The organism is Erythrobacter dokdonensis DSW-74, assembly GCF_001677335.1.
In the GTDB taxonomy this organism is placed as follows: Bacteria; Pseudomonadota; Alphaproteobacteria; order Sphingomonadales; family Sphingomonadaceae; genus Erythrobacter; species Erythrobacter dokdonensis.
This window is the reverse complement of record NZ_LZYB01000001.1, coordinates 808,100-826,927: the sequence shown is the minus strand read 5'-3', so window position 1 is coordinate 826,927 and position 18,828 is coordinate 808,100. Positions and strand designations below refer to the sequence as shown.

Sequence of the window (18,828 nt, the reverse complement as noted above, 5' to 3'; positions counted from 1 at the left end):
CGCCGGCGGCCGCACTGCTCGCCGCGCCCGAGGCCGCGCTGCCGACCGCGCCCGCCGCGCGGGTGGCGACCCGCCGTCCTGGTCGGGTGGCAAGCCCCACCAGCAGGCCCAGCGCCAGCGCGCCGCCGATCACGGTGAGCGGGTGGGCGCGGGTATATTCGGTGGCCGCCGCCGCCGCCTCGCTTGCCTGGTCGGCGAGCGTGCGCTCGGCATTGCGGCGCTCTGCAGCCTCGATCCGGGCGCGCAGGGAGTCGCGCTTCTCGGCCTGGGTGAGGGTGGTAATCTCGCTCATGCGTCGTCTCCTGCAACGGCGGCCATGGTCGCGGCGTCATCGTCGCCTGACTCTTCGCCGCCGGTGTCTTCGATTTCCGGTTCGGGGACAGAGGCACTTTCCGCCACCTCGTCGATCAAGGCCAGAATCGGCGCGCGCATCAGCCACAGCAGGATCGCCCCGATCAGCACGGCCAGCACGCCGGGATTGTCGCTGGCGCGCTGTTTCGCCTGTTCAAGCACGTCGTTCGCCCCTGTGCGGATTCGCGAACTGACAGTGCTGCCCACGCTCGATGACACGCGGCTCGCCACACCCTGCTCGGCGAGCGAGGCGCGCAGGCGGGCCATGTCCTCATCGAGCACCGCACGGGCGGCATCGCGCAGCGCGCGGTCTTCGAGATAGCGGGCCGGCAGGTCGGTCATCCACCGCCTCCCTTGCCGCTCTCGAACAGCGCTGCGAGCAGCGCACCGTCCTTGCGTGCCGACAGCACCAGCCATGCAACCCCTGCCAGCATCACGCCGACCACAATCGCGATCGCGCCCCAGATCGTCACCAGCGGCGCCAGCGCGATCACCGCGCCCACCGCCAGTGCGATCAGCGCGATGTGAAGCAGCACCAGTGCAAGCACCAGCATGACGAGCGCGCGGCCGGCGGTCTTGCCCGCCAGCGTGGCGCGGGTCTTCTGGAACTGGACCTCGGCCTCTGCATAGGTCCGCGCGTCCTCGACCAGCACGCCGATTTCCTCGCGCAGCGCGGTCAGGGCGTCTTCGGCGGCAGCAAAAGCGGCATCGGCTACCGCCTCTTCGGTGCCTCCGGACGTATCGACCGGCGGCTCGGTCAGGCCGGGCTCGCTATCCTGCATTGCGGGTTCCTGCAAGGGTCTGGCGATGATGCCGATTAGCCGCGCTTGCCGCCCAGCAGGCGGGCAAGGAAGAAGCCGGCTACCGCCGCGATGCCGACGGCAAGGCCGGGGCTCTTGCGCACCATTTCGCGCGCATCCTCGCCCAGTTCCTCGACGCTCTTGGAATCGAGCCGCGCCGAAGTTTCCTGCAGGCTGCGCGATGCCTTGCGGGCATAGTCGCCATATTGCTCACCGAAACGCTCGTCGATCTGGGGGGCAGTTTCGCCCACGACCTTGCCGAGCGAGGCGATTGCATCGCTGGTGGCCTTCTTGCCCTCGACCGCCAGTTCGCCTGCACGGCCCATCGCCTTGTCGCCATAGGTCTTTGCCTCGGTGACCAGATCGCCGCCCTTGGCCTTGGCCTGTTCGCCATAGGTGCCGACGCGGGTTTCGGCTTCGGCCCGCAGCGCGGCTGCACCGGCCTTGGCTTCCTCGAGCGCGGCATTGAAGCGGCTCTTTGCCACGGCCGTGTTGCTGGCCGGTGCGGCAGGCGGGGCATCCTCGCCGCGAACGGTCGCGCCGGTCTTGCGCGATGCGGCCTTGGTCGGCCCGCTGCTCTTGGTGGTCGCGCCCTTGGCGGATTTGGCGGGGGTTTTCTTCGTGGTTGTCTTGGCGGGAGTCGTGTCTGCCATGGCAAAGCTCCTTCGTGTCTGTTGTTGTCGGGTCACGCCTGCGCCGCACGCTTGCGCCGGGGGCTTCCCGCGCATAGGGACGAGGCCGCGCCGCATGACCCAGAATCATGCCGTCCAAAGTGTCTTATCATCCTACAACACATTCCAGCCGGAGCCAAACATGACTGCCATCATCGACCTGCACGGCCGCGAGATTCTCGACAGCCGCGGAAACCCCACCGTCGAGGTCGATGTGCTGCTCGAGGACGGCAGTTTCGGGCGTGCGGCGGTGCCTTCGGGCGCTTCGACCGGAGCGCACGAGGCGGTCGAACTGCGTGACGGGGATGGCGCGCGTTACCTTGGCAAGGGCGTGCTCAAGGCAGTCGAGGCGGTCAACACCGAGATCCGCGACCTCCTGATCGAGAACTTCGATGCCGAGGACCAGCGCGACATCGACCTCGCGCTGATCGCGCTGGACGATACCTCGAACAAGGCACGCCTCGGCGCCAACGCGATTTTGGGCACCTCGCTGGCGGTCGCGAAGGCGGCGGCCAATGCGCGCGGGTTGCCGCTCTATTCCTATCTCGGCGGAGTTGCCGCCCACGTGTTGCCGGTGCCGATGATGAACATCATCAACGGCGGCGAGCATGCCGACAACCCGATCGACATCCAGGAATTCATGATCATGCCCGTCGGCGCGGACTCGATTGCAGAGGCGGTGCGCTGGGGTGCGGAGGTGTTCCACACCCTCAAGAAGGGCCTGCACCAGAAGGGCCTTGCCACCAGCGTCGGGGACGAGGGCGGTTTCGCCCCCGACCTCGCCAGCACCCGCGCGGCGCTCGACTTCATCATGGAGAGCATCGCCAAGGCCGGGTTCACTCCGGGCGAGGATATCGTGCTGGCGCTGGACTGTGCGGCGACCGAATTCTTCAAGGACGGCCGCTACGAAATCTCGGGCGAGGGCCTCAGCCTGTCGCCCGACGAGATGGCCGATTATCTTGCCAGGCTTACCGCCGAATACCCGATCCGCTCGATCGAGGACGGCATGAGCGAGGACGATTTCGCAGGCTGGTCAGCCTTGACCGCAGCCGTCGGCGACAAGGTGCAGCTGGTCGGCGATGATCTCTTCGTCACCAACCCCGCGCGCCTTTCGGACGGGATCGCGCGCGGGCTGGCCAATTCGCTGCTGGTCAAGGTCAACCAGATCGGCACGCTCACCGAAACCCTCGCGGCGGTCGATATGGCACACCGCGCGCGCTATACCTGTGTGATGAGCCACCGTTCGGGCGAGACCGAAGATGCGACCATCGCCGATCTCGCCGTTGCCACCAATTGCGGACAGATCAAGACCGGCTCCCTTGCGCGTTCCGATCGGCTTGCCAAGTACAACCAGCTGATCCGCATCGAGGAAGAGCTGGGCGATAGCGCGTTCTACGCGGGCAAGGGCTGCTTCGGCGGACGGGCCTAGCCTGTCATTTCGGCGGCATCGAAGAAGCGTTCCATCGCCGTAATTCCGGCAGGGCTAAGGCGCACCATCACGCGGCGATTGTCGTCAGGATCGTTCTCGCGCTGTAACAGACCTTCCTCCGCAAGCACCCCCAGCCAGCGCAGTCCGGTTGTCGGCGGCGCGGCCGAGCCGATGCAAGCGCTCGACACGGAGACAGGCTTGCCTTCGGCATGGGCGATATAGAGATCGAGCAGGATATCCCAGGCGGGTTCGCCGAACAGGTCGGGATTGCCGAAGATCGCCGCTCGCTTGCGTCGCAGGGCGTAGGCCTGGCGGGCCATTGCGAGATAGCGGCGTTCCTTGCCGGAGGGGTGCGCGTGCGGAGAATTTTCCGTCAGGTCAGGCTTTGCCGCAGCATGGCGCAGCCGCGCAGCAATCGCCACGAGCTCATCGGCCAGCGGTTGCAACGGAGAGGCCGATGGGTTCGGGATAAGGCCGTTGTCACCTAATGCGTGATCGGTTGTGGACGCGTGATTATCCATGCGTCTGCCTCGACCGGGAGAGACTGCAAACGGGATAAGGGTTCCTGAACACGCGGCAAAAATTAGCGTTGCAATACGCGTTTGGCTTTAAGGGCAAATACGCAGGTCGCTCTTTTCGCGAGGGAAATGATAGGGGCCGTGCTCAGCTGGAGCGAGGCCGCGCCTGTTCGAGCCGGAGCTGCTCGATCGCCGCATCGAGATGTGCTGCGCCGATATGCAGGCGCAACCGGTCGAGTTCCGCAAGCTGCTGTTCGAGAGTTGCGATGATCCGAGGCAGGCCGGAGAGGTCCGCTGCCGGAGAAGTATCATTTTCCAAGGTTCTGTCCCGAAGCTCTTACTGCACGAAGCTGCTAACCCGTGCGACCGGCGAGCAACAGCAGAAGCTGGCCCGGTATCGCGTTAATAGGCTACGGAAAGCTACACAGGGAAAATACGTAGTTAGGAGCGGGTTCCAAAATGGAACATCCCCGCTGTGATCCTTCACCGACCGAAACGTTCCTGTAAGGACAATAGCGCGAGCGCTGCCTTGGCCGCCTCTCCGCCCTTGTCTTTCTGCTCCGGATTGGCGCGCACCAGCGCCTGGGCTTCGTTTTCGACCGTCAGGATACCGTTGCCGATGGCGATGCCGTCCATGGTGAGCGCCATGATGGCCCGCGCGCTTTCGCCGGCGACGATCTCGAAGTGATAGGTTTCACCGCGGATAACCACCCCGATGGCAACGAAGCCGTCGTAGAGGTCGCTCTCGGCCGCCAGTGCGATAGCACCGGGAATTTCCAGTGCGCCGGGCACGGTCAGCACCTCGACCTCGTGACCTTCCTGCTCCAGCGCAGCCCGTGCGCCGGCAATCAGCATGTCGTTGAGATGGGCGTAGAAGCGCGCTTCTACGATCAGGATGCGGGCCATGATGGGTTACTCCGGAATGGGGTGGAAGTCGGTGATGGTGAGGCCGTAGCCTTCCAGCGCGACGAGATCGGGACGGCTGTTCGACAGCAACACCATATCGGTAATGCCGAGATCGACGAGGATCTGCGAGCCGATGCCGATGTTGCGCAGTTCCTCGTCCGGGCGCCATTCGCCGGTGCCGACGCGGCCCGTGAGGATCACGATCACGCCCGAGCCGTGCTCGCCCACCGCCTGCATTGCGCGCTGGAGCGTGCGCTTGCGCGGACCCGGAGCGCCGAGCACGTCGTCGAAGACCGAGATCGGATGCACCCGCGCCAGGGTCGGTTCTCCGGGGATGACATGACCCTTCTGTAGCACATAGGCCTCGTTGCCCTCGACCCGGTTGCGGTAGGTGATCATGCGCCACTGGCCGCCATAGTCGCTTTCGAAGCTGCGCTCCGACAGACGCTCGACAAGGTGATCGTTGCGCATCCGGTAGGCGATGAGATCGCGGATGGTGCCGATCTTGAGGTCGTGCCGCCTCGCGAAGGTCACCAGATCATCGAGCCGGGCCATGGAGCCGTCGTCGTTCATGATCTCGCAGATCACGCCCGAGGGGTTGAGTCCTGCAAGGCGCGAAATATCGACCGCCGCCTCGGTATGACCGGCGCGGACCAGCACACCGCCGTCACGTGCCATGAGCGGAAAGACGTGGCCTGGGGTCACAATGTCGTCCGGGCCCTTGGTCGCATCGATCGCGACCGAGATGGTACGCGCGCGGTCGGCAGCGGAAATCCCGGTGGTCACGCCTTCCTTCGCCTCGATCGAGATGGTGAAGGCGGTCTGCATCGATTCCTTGTTGTTTCGGCTCATCGGTTCAAGGCCGAGCTGGTCGACCCGCGCCTTGGCGAGCGCGAGGCAGATCAGGCCGCGACCATGCGTGGCCATGAAGTTGATTGCCTGCGGGGTCGCCATCTGCGCGGGGATGATGAGATCGCCCTCGTTCTCGCGGTCCTCGTCGTCGACAAGGATGTACATGCGCCCGTTGCGCGCCTCGTCGATGATCTCCTCGATCGTGGCGAGCACCGGCTTGTCGTCATTCGCCTCGAGAAAGGCTTCGAGCTTGGCGAGCGTTTCGGCGGTAGGGTTCCAGCTATCCTCCGCGCAATCGCGCAAGGTGTTGGCATGGAGACCCGCCGCACGGGCAAGACCGGCGCGGGTCATGCCACCCGATGTGACAAGTTCGCGGACGCGTGTGATTAGTGATGTGTTCATGCGGGGCGTGTATCACATCGCGGTGTGATGGCAAGCTGGAACCGCGTCGGAAGCCCGGCCTAGAGATCGGAGCAGCGGATGCGCGTTCCGACATATTCGATCCGCGCCCGTTCCGCAGGCTGCGCCTAGAAGATGTGTCTGGAGCCGTCTTGCAGCAACATCGTCAGGACGAAGGGGCCTTCCATCGTGCAAGGCATCAAATCGCACATGGCGTCGATCCGCTCGGCTTCTTCGGGCGTGTTCTCGACCGGCTCGATCTTGAAGCTGAACTGGCTGCTTCCGCCGAGCAGCAGGCGCTGGGCCGCGTTCAGGGTCTGCATATCGAAGGCGCGGACCGTGCCTTTGACCTTCTTTTCCTTCATCGGCAGTTCCGCCGCCATCCGCTGGCAGAAGGAAGGTGTCGCCTGCGTGGTGGAGGTCGCGGCGAGGATCCCGGTCAGAATGGTCGAAACTGTCCAGTGCATCCGTATTCGTCTCCCGATCGAGTTCTGCCGGATTCCCGTGGGAATTCAGACGCTCTCCTGACTAATCGGACGCGCGCGCCGGCACAAGCGCCCTTGGCCTGACGCAAGTGTCAAAGGGATCGGGGAAGGGGGATGGTGGACGCACTAGGGCTCGAACCTAGGACCCGCTGATTAAGAGTCAGCTGCTCTACCAACTGAGCTATGCGTCCATTTCCGACCAGGCCGGAAGCACGAAAAGGGGCGTCGGCGACGGCACCCGATTCGCGTGAGGCGCTGCATTTAGCGTGCGTGCCGCCGATGACAAGGGGTTAAAGGTGCAGAAAGTGCGCCTCAGGCTCCAAGTCCCCGACGCGGCGCCTTCTGGTTCCAGCGGTTCACCATCATCAACACGCCGATGCAGATCATGTTGGTCAGCATCGAGGAGCCGCCGTGACTCATCCAGGGCAGCGGTATGCCGACCACCGGAGCCATGCCCATCACCATCATAAGATTGACCGCGGCATAGAAGAAAATCGTCACCACCATGCCGCCCGCCAGCAGGCTAGCAAAGCGATCGTCCGATGCCTGCGCCACCTTCCATCCCCAGCGCAGGATAAAGGTGAACACGGTGAGCACGAACAACCCGCCGATGAAGCCCCATTCCTCCGCCATGGTGGCAAAGACGAAGTCGGTATGCGGTTCGGGCAGATAGTTGAGGTGGCTTTGCGAACCTTCGTTGAAGCCCTTGCCGAAGACACCCCCCGATCCGATCGCGATCTTCGACTGGGTGATGTGATAGCCCGCACCGAGCGGATCGGCCTCGGGATCAAACATCGTCATCACCCGGCGCTGCTGGTATTCCTTCAGGCCGTAGAAGAAGGCAAGCGGCGCGATCACGATCCCGGCCAGCCCCGCGCCTAGGAACCAGCGCAGCGGCAACCCGGCCAGAAGCATCACCATCGCCCCGCCGAATCCGATCGCCAATGCCGTGCCGAGATCCGGCTGAAGCAGGACCAAAGCCATCGGCATCGCCACCATTCCACCCGGTATCAGCAATGCCCGCCAGGTGTTCGTCATGCCGACGGGCAGGGTTGAATAGAACAACGCCAGCGTCACCACGATGGTCGGCTTCATCAGTTCCGAGGGCTGCAGCACCATGAAACCCAGATCGAGCCAGCGCTGGCTGCCACCGCCGACCTGACCGATAGCCTCGACGGCCATCAACAGCAGCAGGACGACGATATAGGCCGGATAGGTCAGCATCCGCACCAGATCGCGGGGCAGGGCGGCAATCACCATGGCCATGACCATGAAGATGCTGAACCGCAGGAGATGTGATGAGGCAAAGGGCGCCATCGCACCTCCGCCCGCGGAATAAAGCACCGCCGCACCAAACCCGACCAGCGCGAACAGCGGGATGAGCATCTCCCATGGCTGGCGCGCAATCGGTTCCGGCACGATCCCGGCGGCGGCAGTGTTCATTGCGCAGTCCCCCCGTCAGTCACGGGAGCGGGCGCAGGTGCAGCTTCGGGAACCACCGGTGCTTGCGTTTCGGTCGCTGCCGGGGGTTCTACCGGTGCCGAGACCGGCGGCGTGCCCGAGGGATTGGCTTCGGGACGCGGCGCGATCACGTCGTCGGCAATGGCCTGGGATTGGGCTGCGGCGACCCGCGCCTCGGCCTCGACCCGGTCGAAGATTTCCTCGTCACGGCGCGGCGGACGGCTGACAGCCGCGCCGCGTTCGGCGGCATAGGCGGCATAGCGGGCGTCGAGCCGCTGCTGGGCGGTCCCGCCCCATTGCTTTTCCAGCGCGGTCAGCGCCTCCATGCCCTTGGCCGGATCGAACAGGAAGGTCATCACATCGCGCGCGATCGGATAGGCCGCGCCCGATCCGCCACCATGTTCGATCACCACAGCGCCGGCGTAGCGCGGGTTGTCATAGGGCGCGAAGAAGATGAAGAGGCCATGGTCGCGATACTTCCAGGGGCCGGACTTGCCGTTCGAGATGCTGAGCGAGACGACCTGCGCAGTTCCGGTCTTGCCTGCCAGTTGCACGCCGTCGATGGGCAGGCGCGCACGGCCCGCGGTGCCGGGGCCGTTGACGACATCGCTCATTGCCTGGCGAACATATTCGACCTGCTCCGAGGGAAAATCGATATTGTCGAAGCCCTTCGGCTTGGTGTCGAGCGTCAGCCGCGGCATGACGTGGCGCCCGGTGGCAAGGCGCGAGGCCATCACTGCCAGTTGCAAGGGGCTGGAGAGCATGTAGCCCTGACCGATCGTGGCGTTGACCGTGTCGAAGGTCTGCCATTCGCGGCCCCACTTCTTCATTTTCCATTCGGGGTCGGGCACGGTGCCGTAGAACTGGCTCGTCACGGGCAGGGGAAACTCCTGCCCCATGCCGCAGCGCCGCGCCATGGCCGCGATCGGGTCCATGCCCACCCGCTGGGCCATCGCATAGAAATAGACGTCGCAGCTCTGGTAGATGCCCTTCGCCATGTCGACCGCGCCATGTCCGCGCCGGTTCCAGCAGCCGAACACGCGGTTGCCGACACGCAGGCCTCCGCCGCAATAGACCGTCTCCTTGGGATCGATACCCTGTTCCATCAGTGCCATCGAAACCATCGGCTTGACCGTAGATCCGGGCGGATAGAGCCCCTTGAGCACCTTGTTGCGCAGCGGCACGCGTTCATCGTCGCGCAGCATTGCATATTCGACGCTGCCGATGCCGTCCGAGAAGCTGTTGGGATCGAAGCTGGGCATCGAGGCCATGCAAAGAAGGTCGCCGGTACGGCAGTCCATCACCACCACCGATCCGCTTTCGAGCCCGATGCGGCGCGCGGCGTAATCCTGCAAAGGTCCGTCAATCGTCAGGCGCACGGGCTCGCCCTGGATGTCTTCCCGCGTTTCCAGATCGCGTACGATGCGCCCCGATGCCGTCACCTCGACCCGCCGCGCACCCGGCACTCCGCGGAGTTCCTTCTCGAACTGCTTTTCGAGGCCATCCTTGCCGATCTTGTAGCCGGGCGTGATGAGTAGCGGATTGGGGTCTTTCTCGTATTCCTCGGCCGAGGCGGGGCCGACATAGCCGATGAGGTGTCCCACGCTCGAGGCGGTGGGGTAAAAGCGCGAAAAGCCGCGCTGCGGCACGACGCCCTGCAGATCGGGCAGGCGCACGCTAAGCGCGGCGAACTGGTCGTAATTCAGGCCGCTTGCGACTTCCACTGGCTGAAACCCTCGGGCCCCTGCCACCTTGTCCTTGATGTCGGCGATGCGTGAAGGCTCTAGCGCGAGGAGCGCCCCGATCCGTGCGATCGTGCCTTCCGGGTCCTTGAGGCGTTCGGGGATTATGTCGACGCGGAAATCGGCGCGGTTGGATGCCAGCGGAGCGCCATTGCGGTCGAGTATCCACCCGCGCCGCGGCGGGATCAGCGTGAGATTGACCCGGTTGCTTTCGGACTCGAGCCGGTATTTCTCGTTCTCGGCGATCGCGAGATAGCCCATGCGGGCTGCAAGCAAGATGCCGATGCCACCCTGTACCGTGCCGATCAGGACCGTCCGGCGCTCGAATGACGAGCGCAGGATCGAGGCATTCATGATCTTGGCCGGGCGGGAATTGCGTTTGCCGCGCGAGAACAGCGACTTCACCCGATCCTCCGGGCCCGGACAAGCCGAAATTGGTCGAGACTGGCCACCATGCGTGCCAGTATCGGATAGAGCAGCACTGACAGCAAGGCCTGGGGCATCGCGACCACCAGCAACTCCCGCGTCAATGGCCCGCCCGCGAGGGCAAGAGCTGCCAGCCAGTAGAGAATCGCTCCGGTGCCGGCCGTGAGCCAATCCTGCCAGAACCCGCGCCACGGAAATCGCGCTTCGATCAGTTCGAGCACAATCATGGCCACCGAGAACAGCATGATCCCGCTGCCGAAGGGTTGGCCGCTGAACAGGTCGTCAAAGGCGCCCAGAGGCACCCCCACCCAGAGCGGCAACAGGCCGGGCCGCATCAAACGCCAGACCATCAGCATCAGGAAACCCATCGGCGGCACAAGTGGCATGACGTCGGCAATCAGCAGGCCCGGAAGGAGCGAGCTGAGCATGATAGAGAGGTAGGGAACGCTGCCTGCCCGCAGGGGAGACTGGGTGCGGTTTATGCGGCTGCCATAGGGATCGGAACGCGCCCGAGGATTGAGCCGCTCCATTATCTGCCTTCTCCATCGCCCGGCGCTGCGGCAGTTTCGGCCGCTGGAACCTGCGTATTGTCCAGCGGAACGCGCGGGTCGCGCAGAGCGGCCACCGCCGCGGGCTGGAAGACGGGCTCGACCGCCACGTAATTGGTCGCTGAGGGCTCTGCCACCAGCCGGGCGATTCCGCCATCGGCCGTGGTCTCGGTAATGATCGCGACCGCCACGCCGGGACGGTAATAGCCGCCTGCACCGCTGGTCACCATCAGGTCGCCCACCTTCAGCGGGTTGATGCCGAGATTGACCAGCCGAACACGCAGCAAGCCATCGCCGCGCCCTTCGGCAAAAGCCACCACATCATCTCTGGCGCGCCGCACCGGCAATACGCTTTCGCTGTCAGTCAGCAGCAACACGCGCGAGGAGATGCGCCCGGTCTCCAGTACCCTTCCGATAACTCCGCGCTCTGAGACAACCGGCATCCCGGGTGCCACTCCGTCGCTGCGGCCTACCCCGAGAAAGGCGAGCCGCCGTCCGCTTGAAGCGGTCGAGCCGACCAGCCTTGCGGTCGCGACCGGCTTTGCCTCGCCCTCGCGCATGGCAAGCAGGGCCTTGAGGCGGCGGTTCTCGGCCTTGATCGCTTCCGCTTCGCCAAGCCGGATACGGGCGAGTTCGACTTCCTCGCGAAGCGCCGCGTTCTGGCTCCCGGCGCGGAAATAGCCGGAGATCCCGCCGAACAGGTCATTGCGACCGCTGCGCGCCGCAGCCGTGGCTTCGCCCGCGGGAGCGACAACATCACCCGCAAGGCCGCGCAAGGGCGCAAAGGCAGACGGCTGCCAAAGCGACAGCAGCAACAGCCCGAAGCCCAGCAGCGCCCCGGCACCGGCCAGCAGATAGCCGGTGAACAGCGAAAATTGCGCCTTCTTCGAGAAGCCCGACCGTCGCGATGAAGGCGGCGCCATGGCTCTTCGTCCCTTCTGCCAGATCCCCCGGCGTCAGGCCGATGCGGCTTACGCCGTCATCAGCACACCGCGATAGATCGGATCTTCCATCGCCCGGCCAGTGCCGATCGCGACACAGGTCAGCGGGTCTTCCGCGACCGAGACCGGCAACCCGGTTTCCTCGCGCAGATGCTCGTCCAGGCGGCGGATGAGCGCCCCGCCGCCAGTCAGAACGATGCCCTGATCAACGATGTCGGCGGCCAGTTCCGGCGCGGTGTTTTCCAGCGCGATGCGCACGCCCTCGACGATTGCCCCGATCGGTTCGGACAGAGCTTCGGCGACATGCGCCTGGTTGATGGTGATTTCCTTGGGCACGCCGTTGACGAGATCGCGGCCCTTGAGGGTGATGGTTTCGCCCACTCCATCTTCGGGGATCACGGCGATGCCATAATCCTTCTTGATCCGTTCGGCAGTGGCATCGCCGATCAGCAGGTTGTGGTGGCGGCGCACATAGCTGACGATTGCCTCGTCCATCTTGTCGCCGCCGGTGCGCACCGAGGTGGTGTAGGCGAGGCCGCGCAGGCTCAGCACCGCGACTTCGGTGGTGCCGCCGCCGATATCGACCACCATCGAGCCGACCGGCTCGGTCACCGGCATGTCGGCACCGATGGCGGCGGCCATGGGCTCGAGGATCAGGTGAACTTCCGAAGCCCCCGCATTGGAGGCCGCATCGCGGATCGCGCGCTTTTCCACCGAGGTCGAACCCGAAGGCACGCAGATCACGATTTCGGGGTAGCGGAACAGGTTGCGCTTGCCATGCACCTTGCGGATGAAATGCTTGATCATCTCCTCGGCGATTTCAATGTCGGCAATCACGCCGTCGCGCAGCGGACGGATCGCCTCGATGCTGTCCGGGGTCTTGCCCATCATCATCTTGGCATCATCGCCCACGGCCTTGACGCGCTTGATCCCGTTGATGGTCTCGATCGCGACCACGGAAGGCTCGTTCAGAACGATCCCCTGATCCTGCACATAGACGAGGGTGTTGGCGGTCCCGAGGTCGATCGCCATGTTCTGCGAGCCGAACTTGAAGAGATTGGACAGGAAGCTCATCGGTGTTGGTGTTCCAGTGGTGACGGGGCGGGGCTGCAGGCCGGATATGGGGGCGGCCGCAGGGGAATTCGACCCGGTTATGACATCAAGCCACGCGCCTAGCGAATCCGCGGGCAAAACGCCAAAATAATTGTCGCGTCTGCTGGTGATTTCTGGGCCTCCACCCTCGAATTTGCGACCGTTGACGGCTAGCGTGCGACAAATGCCCGAAATCCGTCGTCTTCCGTCCGTTCTGGTGAACCGCATCGCTGCGGGCGAGGTGGTTGAACGCCCGGCGGCGGCGCTGAAAGAACTGGTCGAGAACGCGATCGACGCCGGCGCGCGGCGAATCGGGGTGGTGCTGGCCGAAGGCGGTTTGCACCGCATCGAGGTGGTCGATGACGGCTGCGGCATGTCGCCGGAGGCCATGGCACTGGCACTGGAACGCCACGCGACCTCCAAACTGCCCGATTCGCTGATCGGCCCCGACGGTGCGATCGAGCTAGTGACGACGCTGGGTTTCCGCGGCGAGGCGCTGCCCAGCATCGCCAGCGTGGCGCGGCTGACCATCGAAAGCCGCCCAAACCATAATGATGGGGCCGGCGCGGCAGAAGGCTGGCGGCGGGTGGTCGATCATGGCGCGCTGCTTATAGACGAGCCCGCCGCGCTCCCGCCCGGCACGCGTGTCCGGGTCGAGGAGCTGTTCGCCAAGGTGCCCGCGCGCCGCAAGTTCCTGCGCACCGCCCGCAGCGAATATGCCGCGTGCCTTGATGTGGTGCGCCGCCTCGCCATGGCACGGCCCGACATCGCCTTTGTGCTGGAGACGCTGGGCGAGGGCGGCAAACGCACGGTATTGAGCCTGCAAGCGGGCGAGGAGTTGGCCACCCGGGTGGCGCGGATCATCGCCCATGAATTGAAGGATAATTCGGTCGCAATCGAACTGGAGCGCGACACCCCGCACGGCGTGATGCGGCTGACGGGCGTGGCAGGCCTTCCGACGTGGAACCGCGGGGTCGCCGATCACCAATACCTGTTCGTCAATGGCCGTCCGGTGAAGGACCGGCTGCTGGTCGGCGCGGTGCGCGGGGCCTATGCCGACATGCTCGCGCGTGACCGCCACGCGGTCCTCGCCCTGTTCCTCGACGTGCCGCCGCAGGATGTGGATGTGAACGTCCATCCGGCCAAGACCGAGGTGCGCTTCCGGGATTCGGCGGGGGTGAGGGGGTTCATCGTTTCCGGTCTGCGGCAGGCGCTGGCGACGGGTGACCGGCGCAGCGCGCAGGGGCCGGATCGCGGGGCAATGGCGCGCTGGGTGAGCGAGCCTGTGGCTGCAACGCCTGCATCCGTTTCTCCGACGCTCGAAAGCATCTTCTCGGGCCGCGACTGGACGGCACCGCAATCGCAGGTGAGCGAGGCGCGCCCGGCATGGAACGCGCCGCTGGCCCAACCGCAGGGCCGCGCCGAGGAAGCCGCGCCGATCCCCGAACAGGCGCAAAGCTACCCCCTCGGCATCGCGCGCGGGCAGGTCGCCAACACCTATATCGTCGCCGAGGCGAGCGACGGGCTAGTGCTGGTCGATCAGCACGCCGCGCACGAACGCCTTGTGCTCGAACGCTTGCGTGCTGCCGGTGCGGACGAGAGCGTGCGCCGTAGCCAAGCGCTGCTGGTGCCCGATGTGATCGAAATGGACGAGGTCGATTGCGACCGCCTCGAAGACGCCGCCGAGGGACTTGCGCGCTACGGCCTCGTGATCGAACGCTTCGGGCCTTCCGCCATGCTGGTGCGCGCGGTGCCCTCGGCCATCGCCAAGGCCGACACCGCCAAGCTGCTGACCGACCTTGCCGATGATATCGCCAAGCATGGCAAGCAGGAAGACAGCGGCGCGCTTCTCTTGGCCGAGCGGCTCGAACTGGTGCTGGCGACCATGGCCTGCCACGGATCGGTGCGCGCCGGGCGGGTGCTCAGCGTTGCCGAGATGAATGCCCTGCTGCGCGAAATGGAAGCCACCCCGCGATCAGGCCAGTGCAATCACGGGCGGCCTACGTGGGTGAAGCTCAGCATGGAAGACGTAGAGAAGCTGTTCGGGCGTCATTGAAGCGCTCGCATTCTTCGCCGTCTCACCCCTTCAAGGCGGTAATTTCCACTTCGAACTTCATCTCGGGATAGGCCAGGCCTGCCACCTCGACATAGGTGGCGGCAGGCCGGATTTCGCCGAACCTTGCCCCGAACAGCGGGGCGATTTCGTCGTGAATGCCGGGAATGGTGACGTAATAGGTCACCCGGACGACATCCTCGAATGCGAAATCTGCCTCGGCCAGCGCTTTTCCGACAGTGTTGAAGGCGTTTTCGATCTGGTCCCGGATGTCGGGCGGGGTCGATTTCGTGACCGGATCGAAACCCGTGGTCCCGGCGACGAAGCACCAGTCCCCCACAACAACCGCGCGGCTATAGCCGACAATGGCTTCCAGCGCCCCGCCGGAGGTAATCTTGCGTCTCATAGGTGCGACCCCTTCAATCCAATACTAGACGTTGAACTTGAACAGCAGCACGTCCCCGTCCTGCACCACGTATTCCTTGCCTTCCTGCCGCAGCTTGCCCGCTTCCTTGGCGCCCGCTTCGCCGCCCAGCGCGATGTAATCCTCATAGGCAATCGTCTCGGCGCGGATGAAGCCGCGTTCGAAGTCGCTATGGATCTCGCCTGCCGCCTGCGGGGCTTTCGCCCCGTCGGGGAAGGTCCAAGCGCGGGCTTCCTTCGGGCCGGCGGTGAAGAAGGTCTTGAGGCCCAAGAGCTTGTATCCGGCGCGGATTACGCGGGCGAGGCCGCTTTCCTCAAGGCCCAGTGCTTCGAGGAATTCGCCCCGGTCTTCCTCCGGCATGGCGACCAGTTCGGCCTCGATCGCGGCGGAGACGACCACGGCCTGCGCCCCTTCGGCGGCGGCCTTTTCGAATACCTTGGCCGACAGGTCATTGCCCGTCGCAGCGTCTTCCTCGGCCACGTTGCAGACATAAAGGACCGGCTTGGCGGTCAGAAGCTGGGCCTGCTTGAACAGGCGCGCTTCCTCGTCGTCCTTGGGCTCGGTGAGGCGCGCAGGCTTGCCTTCGCGCAGCAGCTCCAGCGCCTGCCCCAGCACGCTCGCCATCGCCTTGGCTTCCTTGTCGCCCGCCGCGCCGCGCTTGGCGGCGGCGGGCACGCGCTTTTCGAGGCTTTCGAGATCGGCGAGCATCAGCTCGGTCTCGACCACTTCGGCATCGGCAATCGGATCGACCTTGTTGGCGACGTGCTGGATGTCGTCATCCTCGAAACAGCGCAGCACGTGGACGATGGCATCGACCTCGCGGATATTGCCGAGGAACTGGTTGCCGAGGCCTTCGCCCTTGCTCGCGCCTTTTACCAGCCCGGCGATGTCGACAAAGCCGAGCTGCGTCTCGATGATCTTTGCGCTCTTGGCGATGGCGGCGATTTTCTGGAGGCGCTCGTCGGGCACCGCCACCTGACCGACATTCGGTTCAATCGTGCAAAAGGGATAGTTGGCTGCTTGCGCCGCCTGCGTCTCGGTGAGCGCATTGAACAGAGTGGACTTGCCCACGTTGGGCAGGCCAACGATCCCGCAACGGAAACCCATAGTTTAATCCTCGGTCTTGCCGTCGATGCGCCACGGGGGAAAGCGGCGGAAGGGACCGGCGCGGAACAGGCAGATTTCATTGCCTGCCGGATCGTGCAGCCGGGCTTCGCGCCAGCCCCAGGTCTCATCGACGGGATCTTTGTTGAAACGCAGGCCCGCGCTCTTGAGGATTGCCACAGTCTGGTCAAGCTGTTCGATCTCGAAATAGACCACCGTTGTGCCCGCGATGACCTGATCGGCGTGATGGATCGAGAAGGTTTCCCCGCTCGGCGTCTCGAACCGGGCGTAGCGCGGCGGGGCATCGACGATCTGGGTGAGGCCAAGCGCGGTGTAGAACGCGACAGAGGCGGCGTAATCGGTGCAGCCGACTGTGACCTGGTTGAGCCGCATCAGCGCTGATGCACCCCGCGCACCAGCGGGCCTAACAGCGGCGAGCCGCCGAGCCACTCGCTCTGCACCTGAGCGGTGACCGCGTTGATCGGCAGCTGCGGCTTGCCGCCGGGCGACACCGGCAGGCGCAGCGGACGGGTGCCGGGGCGCTGGGCGACAAGGCCGGCGATGGCCTTGGCCACATCCATCGGATCATTCCTGCGACCCGATCCGTCCTCGCTGCCCATCGCCGCGACCTGCTGCGGATAGCCTGCGGTATGGATCGCCTCGGCCCGTTCCTTGAGCGCGGCGGAATAGATGTTGCGGTTGACCCAGACCTTGGTCGGATAGCCGCCCGGCTCGATGATCGAGACATCGATATTATGCGGCACGAGCTCATAGGCGAGCTGTTCGCTCATCGCTTCAAGCGCGAACTTGGTGGCGGAGTAATGGCCGCTATAGGGCGAGATTACCCGGCCCAATTGGCTGGAGATCTGGATGATCTGGCCAGCGCCCTTCTTCCGCATCCCCGGCAGCACCGCGCGCGCCATGCGGTGCGGGCCGAAGACGTTGGTCTCGAACATCAGGCGGGTGGCCTCCATGTCCTGCACCTCGACCGGCGATGTGATGCCGATGCCTGCGTTGTTGACCAGCACATCAATCGGTCCGCCATTGATCCGCTCGGCCTCGCGCACCGCGGCGTTGACTTCGGCAAGCTCGGTCACGTCCAGCGCGATAATGCGAAGATCGAGCTTTTCGGCGCTGGCGAGTGCGGTCAGCTCATCGGCCTCGCGCCGCGGCAGATTGCGCATTGTGGCGAAGACCCTGGCCCCCTGCCGCGCCAGCAATTCAGCCGTCAGCCGCCCGAAACCGGAGGAACACCCCGTTATCAGCACGCTCTTGCCCTTGAAGTCGAGCGCGGGCGTGTAGACGGGGTCTGCCGCTCCCGCCCGGACGGTAGCGGCGAGAGTGGCGGTGGCGGCGGCTCCGGCGAGGAGCGAGCGGCGGTCGAGGCTCATGGGACGGGTCCTTGGCTGAAACGGGGTCAGCGCCCAGACTATTGGCTTTGCGCCAATCTGCAAGCGATGGGGGTTTAGGCGTCGATGCCTGCCGGAGCAGCTTGCACGCGTCTAAGGTAGTCCCGCCGCTTGCGATTGAGATAGGCGGTCAGCTCGGTTGGGCCTTTTCCCATCGGGGTGGGGATCTGGTATCCCGCAACCCACAGGCGATGCCAGTGGCGGCGAGGCAGGCGCGACCCATCGACTTCGATCAGCACGTGATAACCAAAGCCCTTGGGATTGGGATGCTTCGCTATGCAGGTGATCTCCTGCCAGCTTATGTCGTGAGTCCACAGATTGCCGATCAGGCGCAGGGATCGGCTGTCTATCTCAAGACGATAGGTGAACAGAGTGTTCAGCAACAGGACCGCGGCCAACAGGAAAGTGCCGCCGCTCGCCATGAGGATCGGGGCTTTCCACCAGCTTCCCGGCTCGTTCAGCTGAGCAATCCCCGCCGATCCTATGACAAGGCCGAGTGGCGCAACAAACAGGAGCGCGAAGATATTGAGCATATGACCCCACCAGCGCATCCGGATGATGACGACCTTCGCGCTCATGCCGCTTAGCCCTGCATCCTCAGCGCCACGTCGTTCATGAAGCGCACGTCATCGCCCTTGGCGAGCCATTCAGCTTCGGCGCCGATGGCACCGAGCATCGCCGCAAGGTCATCCTCTTCCGCCTTGGCGAAGTTACCGAGAACATGGCCGGTGACCCGCTCCTTATGCCCGGGATGGCCGATGCCGAGGCGGATGCGGCGGAAGTCCGGGCCGCAGTGCTGGTCGATCGAGCGAAGGCCATTGTGGCCCGCGTGGCCGCCACCCTGCTTCACCTTGACCTTGAAGGGGGCCAGATCGAGCTCGTCATGAAACACGGTGAGCGCATCGGTGCCCAGCTTGTAGAAGCGCAGCGCCTCGCCGACGCTTCGTCCGCTTTCGTTCATGAAGGTCGCGGGCTTCAGCAACAGCACCTTGTGCCCGCCGATCCGTCCTTCCTGCGCCCAGCCCGAGAATTTCTTTTGCACCGGGCCGAAGCCATGCATGTCGCCAATCACGTCCACGGCCATGAAACCGACATTGTGCCGGTGGAGCGCATAGCGCGGTCCGGGATTTCCGAGGCCGACCCAGATCTGCATATTCCCGCCCCTAGCTGTGTTGCCGTTCAAACAAAAGCGCCGGACTTCCCCTGAGAAAGCCCGG

General features: G+C 64.8%; 21 protein-coding genes, 1 tRNA gene and 1 pseudogene. 2 read left to right on the top strand and 21 right to left on the bottom strand.

What is annotated here, in order from left to right; all coding sequences use genetic code 11:
- The 4 genes and pseudogenes from I603_RS03945 to I603_RS03930 form a co-directional block, all read right to left on the bottom strand.
- A pseudogene (locus I603_RS03945) lies at positions 1–292 on the bottom strand (hypothetical protein); the annotation flags it as partial.
- Complete coding sequence (locus I603_RS03940; RefSeq protein ID WP_068862457.1) at positions 289–693, bottom strand: hypothetical protein; 405 nt, start codon at positions 691–693, stop codon at positions 289–291. The gene I603_RS03940 and the pseudogene I603_RS03945, both read right to left, overlap by 4 nt.
- Positions 690–1,133 carry a phage holin family protein gene (locus I603_RS03935; protein WP_084439816.1) on the bottom strand — a complete coding sequence of 148 codons (444 nt, stop codon included), beginning with the start codon at positions 1,131–1,133 and terminating at the stop codon, positions 690–692. The genes I603_RS03940 and I603_RS03935 overlap by 4 nt, the downstream gene beginning before the upstream one ends.
- Before the next feature lie 35 nt (positions 1,134–1,168).
- On the bottom strand, positions 1,169–1,804 hold the full coding sequence (locus I603_RS03930; RefSeq protein ID WP_084439814.1) for a hypothetical protein: 636 nt from the start codon (positions 1,802–1,804) through the stop codon (positions 1,169–1,171).
- Positions 1,805–1,964: 160 nt separating this feature from the next.
- On the opposite strand from I603_RS03930, the gene eno reads away from it, so the two are divergent.
- Positions 1,965–3,251, top strand: coding sequence for a phosphopyruvate hydratase (eno, locus tag I603_RS03925; protein WP_068862456.1), 1,287 nt, complete (start codon positions 1,965–1,967; stop codon positions 3,249–3,251).
- Here eno and I603_RS03920 read toward each other — a convergent pair.
- From I603_RS03920 to I603_RS03875, 11 genes are all read right to left on the bottom strand, one after another.
- Positions 3,248–3,772, bottom strand: a complete 525-nt coding sequence (locus tag I603_RS03920) for a MarR family winged helix-turn-helix transcriptional regulator (protein ID WP_232305238.1) — start codon at positions 3,770–3,772, stop codon at positions 3,248–3,250. The genes eno and I603_RS03920 overlap by 4 nt on opposite strands.
- A gap of 142 nt (positions 3,773–3,914) precedes the next feature.
- On the bottom strand, positions 3,915–4,088 hold the full coding sequence (locus tag I603_RS14430) for a hypothetical protein (protein WP_157090851.1): 174 nt from the start codon (positions 4,086–4,088) through the stop codon (positions 3,915–3,917).
- Positions 4,089–4,252: 164 nt separating this feature from the next.
- Positions 4,253–4,675: a 6,7-dimethyl-8-ribityllumazine synthase gene (gene ribH / locus I603_RS03915; RefSeq protein ID WP_068862455.1), complete on the bottom strand. Its 423-nt coding sequence runs from the start codon at positions 4,673–4,675 to the stop codon at positions 4,253–4,255.
- A 6-nt stretch (positions 4,676–4,681) separates the two neighbouring features.
- Positions 4,682–5,929: a 3,4-dihydroxy-2-butanone-4-phosphate synthase gene (ribB, locus tag I603_RS03910; RefSeq protein WP_068862454.1), complete on the bottom strand. Its 1,248-nt coding sequence runs from the start codon at positions 5,927–5,929 to the stop codon at positions 4,682–4,684.
- A 125-nt stretch (positions 5,930–6,054) separates the two neighbouring features.
- Positions 6,055–6,393, bottom strand: a complete 339-nt coding sequence (locus tag I603_RS03905; RefSeq protein WP_068862453.1) for a hypothetical protein — start codon at positions 6,391–6,393, stop codon at positions 6,055–6,057.
- Positions 6,394–6,526: 133 nt separating this feature from the next.
- Positions 6,527–6,602: transfer RNA gene (locus I603_RS03900), tRNA-Lys, on the bottom strand.
- 121 nt (positions 6,603–6,723) lie between these two features.
- The gene (gene rodA / locus I603_RS03895; protein ID WP_068862452.1) at positions 6,724–7,854 is read right to left on the bottom strand and encodes a rod shape-determining protein RodA; all 1,131 of its coding nucleotides are present in this window, start codon (positions 7,852–7,854) and stop codon (positions 6,724–6,726) included.
- Positions 7,851–9,968, bottom strand: coding sequence for a penicillin-binding protein 2 (gene mrdA / locus I603_RS03890; protein ID WP_068862551.1), 2,118 nt, complete (start codon positions 9,966–9,968; stop codon positions 7,851–7,853). The genes rodA and mrdA overlap by 4 nt, the downstream gene beginning before the upstream one ends.
- 47 nt (positions 9,969–10,015) lie before the next feature.
- Complete coding sequence (locus I603_RS03885; protein ID WP_068862451.1) at positions 10,016–10,570, bottom strand: rod shape-determining protein MreD; 555 nt, start codon at positions 10,568–10,570, stop codon at positions 10,016–10,018.
- On the bottom strand, positions 10,570–11,511 hold the full coding sequence (locus I603_RS03880; protein WP_084439812.1) for a rod shape-determining protein MreC: 942 nt from the start codon (positions 11,509–11,511) through the stop codon (positions 10,570–10,572). Before I603_RS03880 ends, I603_RS03885 begins: the two co-directional genes overlap by 1 nt.
- Before the next feature lie 48 nt (positions 11,512–11,559).
- The gene (locus tag I603_RS03875) at positions 11,560–12,603 is read right to left on the bottom strand and encodes a rod shape-determining protein (protein ID WP_068862450.1); all 1,044 of its coding nucleotides are present in this window, start codon (positions 12,601–12,603) and stop codon (positions 11,560–11,562) included.
- A 202-nt stretch (positions 12,604–12,805) separates the two neighbouring features.
- Here I603_RS03875 and mutL point away from each other — a divergent pair, with 202 nt between their 5' ends.
- The gene (mutL, locus tag I603_RS03870) at positions 12,806–14,677 is read left to right on the top strand and encodes a DNA mismatch repair endonuclease MutL (RefSeq protein ID WP_068862449.1); all 1,872 of its coding nucleotides are present in this window, start codon (positions 12,806–12,808) and stop codon (positions 14,675–14,677) included.
- A 22-nt stretch (positions 14,678–14,699) separates the two neighbouring features.
- Here the strand turns inward: mutL and I603_RS03865 are convergent, their stop codons facing one another.
- From I603_RS03865 to pth, 6 genes are all read right to left on the bottom strand, one after another.
- Positions 14,700–15,080: a RidA family protein gene (locus tag I603_RS03865; protein ID WP_068862448.1), complete on the bottom strand. Its 381-nt coding sequence runs from the start codon at positions 15,078–15,080 to the stop codon at positions 14,700–14,702.
- A gap of 24 nt (positions 15,081–15,104) precedes the next feature.
- Positions 15,105–16,205, bottom strand: a complete 1,101-nt coding sequence (gene ychF / locus I603_RS03860; protein WP_068862447.1) for a redox-regulated ATPase YchF — start codon at positions 16,203–16,205, stop codon at positions 15,105–15,107.
- A gap of 3 nt (positions 16,206–16,208) precedes the next feature.
- Positions 16,209–16,595 (bottom strand): VOC family protein, encoded by a 387-nt coding sequence (locus tag I603_RS03855; RefSeq protein ID WP_068862446.1) that lies wholly within the window; start codon positions 16,593–16,595, stop codon positions 16,209–16,211.
- Complete coding sequence (locus I603_RS03850) at positions 16,595–17,593, bottom strand: SDR family oxidoreductase (protein ID WP_068862445.1); 999 nt, start codon at positions 17,591–17,593, stop codon at positions 16,595–16,597. Before I603_RS03850 ends, I603_RS03855 begins: the two co-directional genes overlap by 1 nt.
- A 74-nt stretch (positions 17,594–17,667) precedes the next feature.
- Positions 17,668–18,189 carry a hypothetical protein gene (locus I603_RS03845; RefSeq protein WP_068862444.1) on the bottom strand — a complete coding sequence of 174 codons (522 nt, stop codon included), beginning with the start codon at positions 18,187–18,189 and terminating at the stop codon, positions 17,668–17,670.
- A 5-nt stretch (positions 18,190–18,194) separates the two neighbouring features.
- On the bottom strand, positions 18,195–18,764 hold the full coding sequence (gene pth / locus I603_RS03840; RefSeq protein WP_068862443.1) for an aminoacyl-tRNA hydrolase: 570 nt from the start codon (positions 18,762–18,764) through the stop codon (positions 18,195–18,197).
- Between the last annotated feature and the right edge of the window lie 64 nt (positions 18,765–18,828).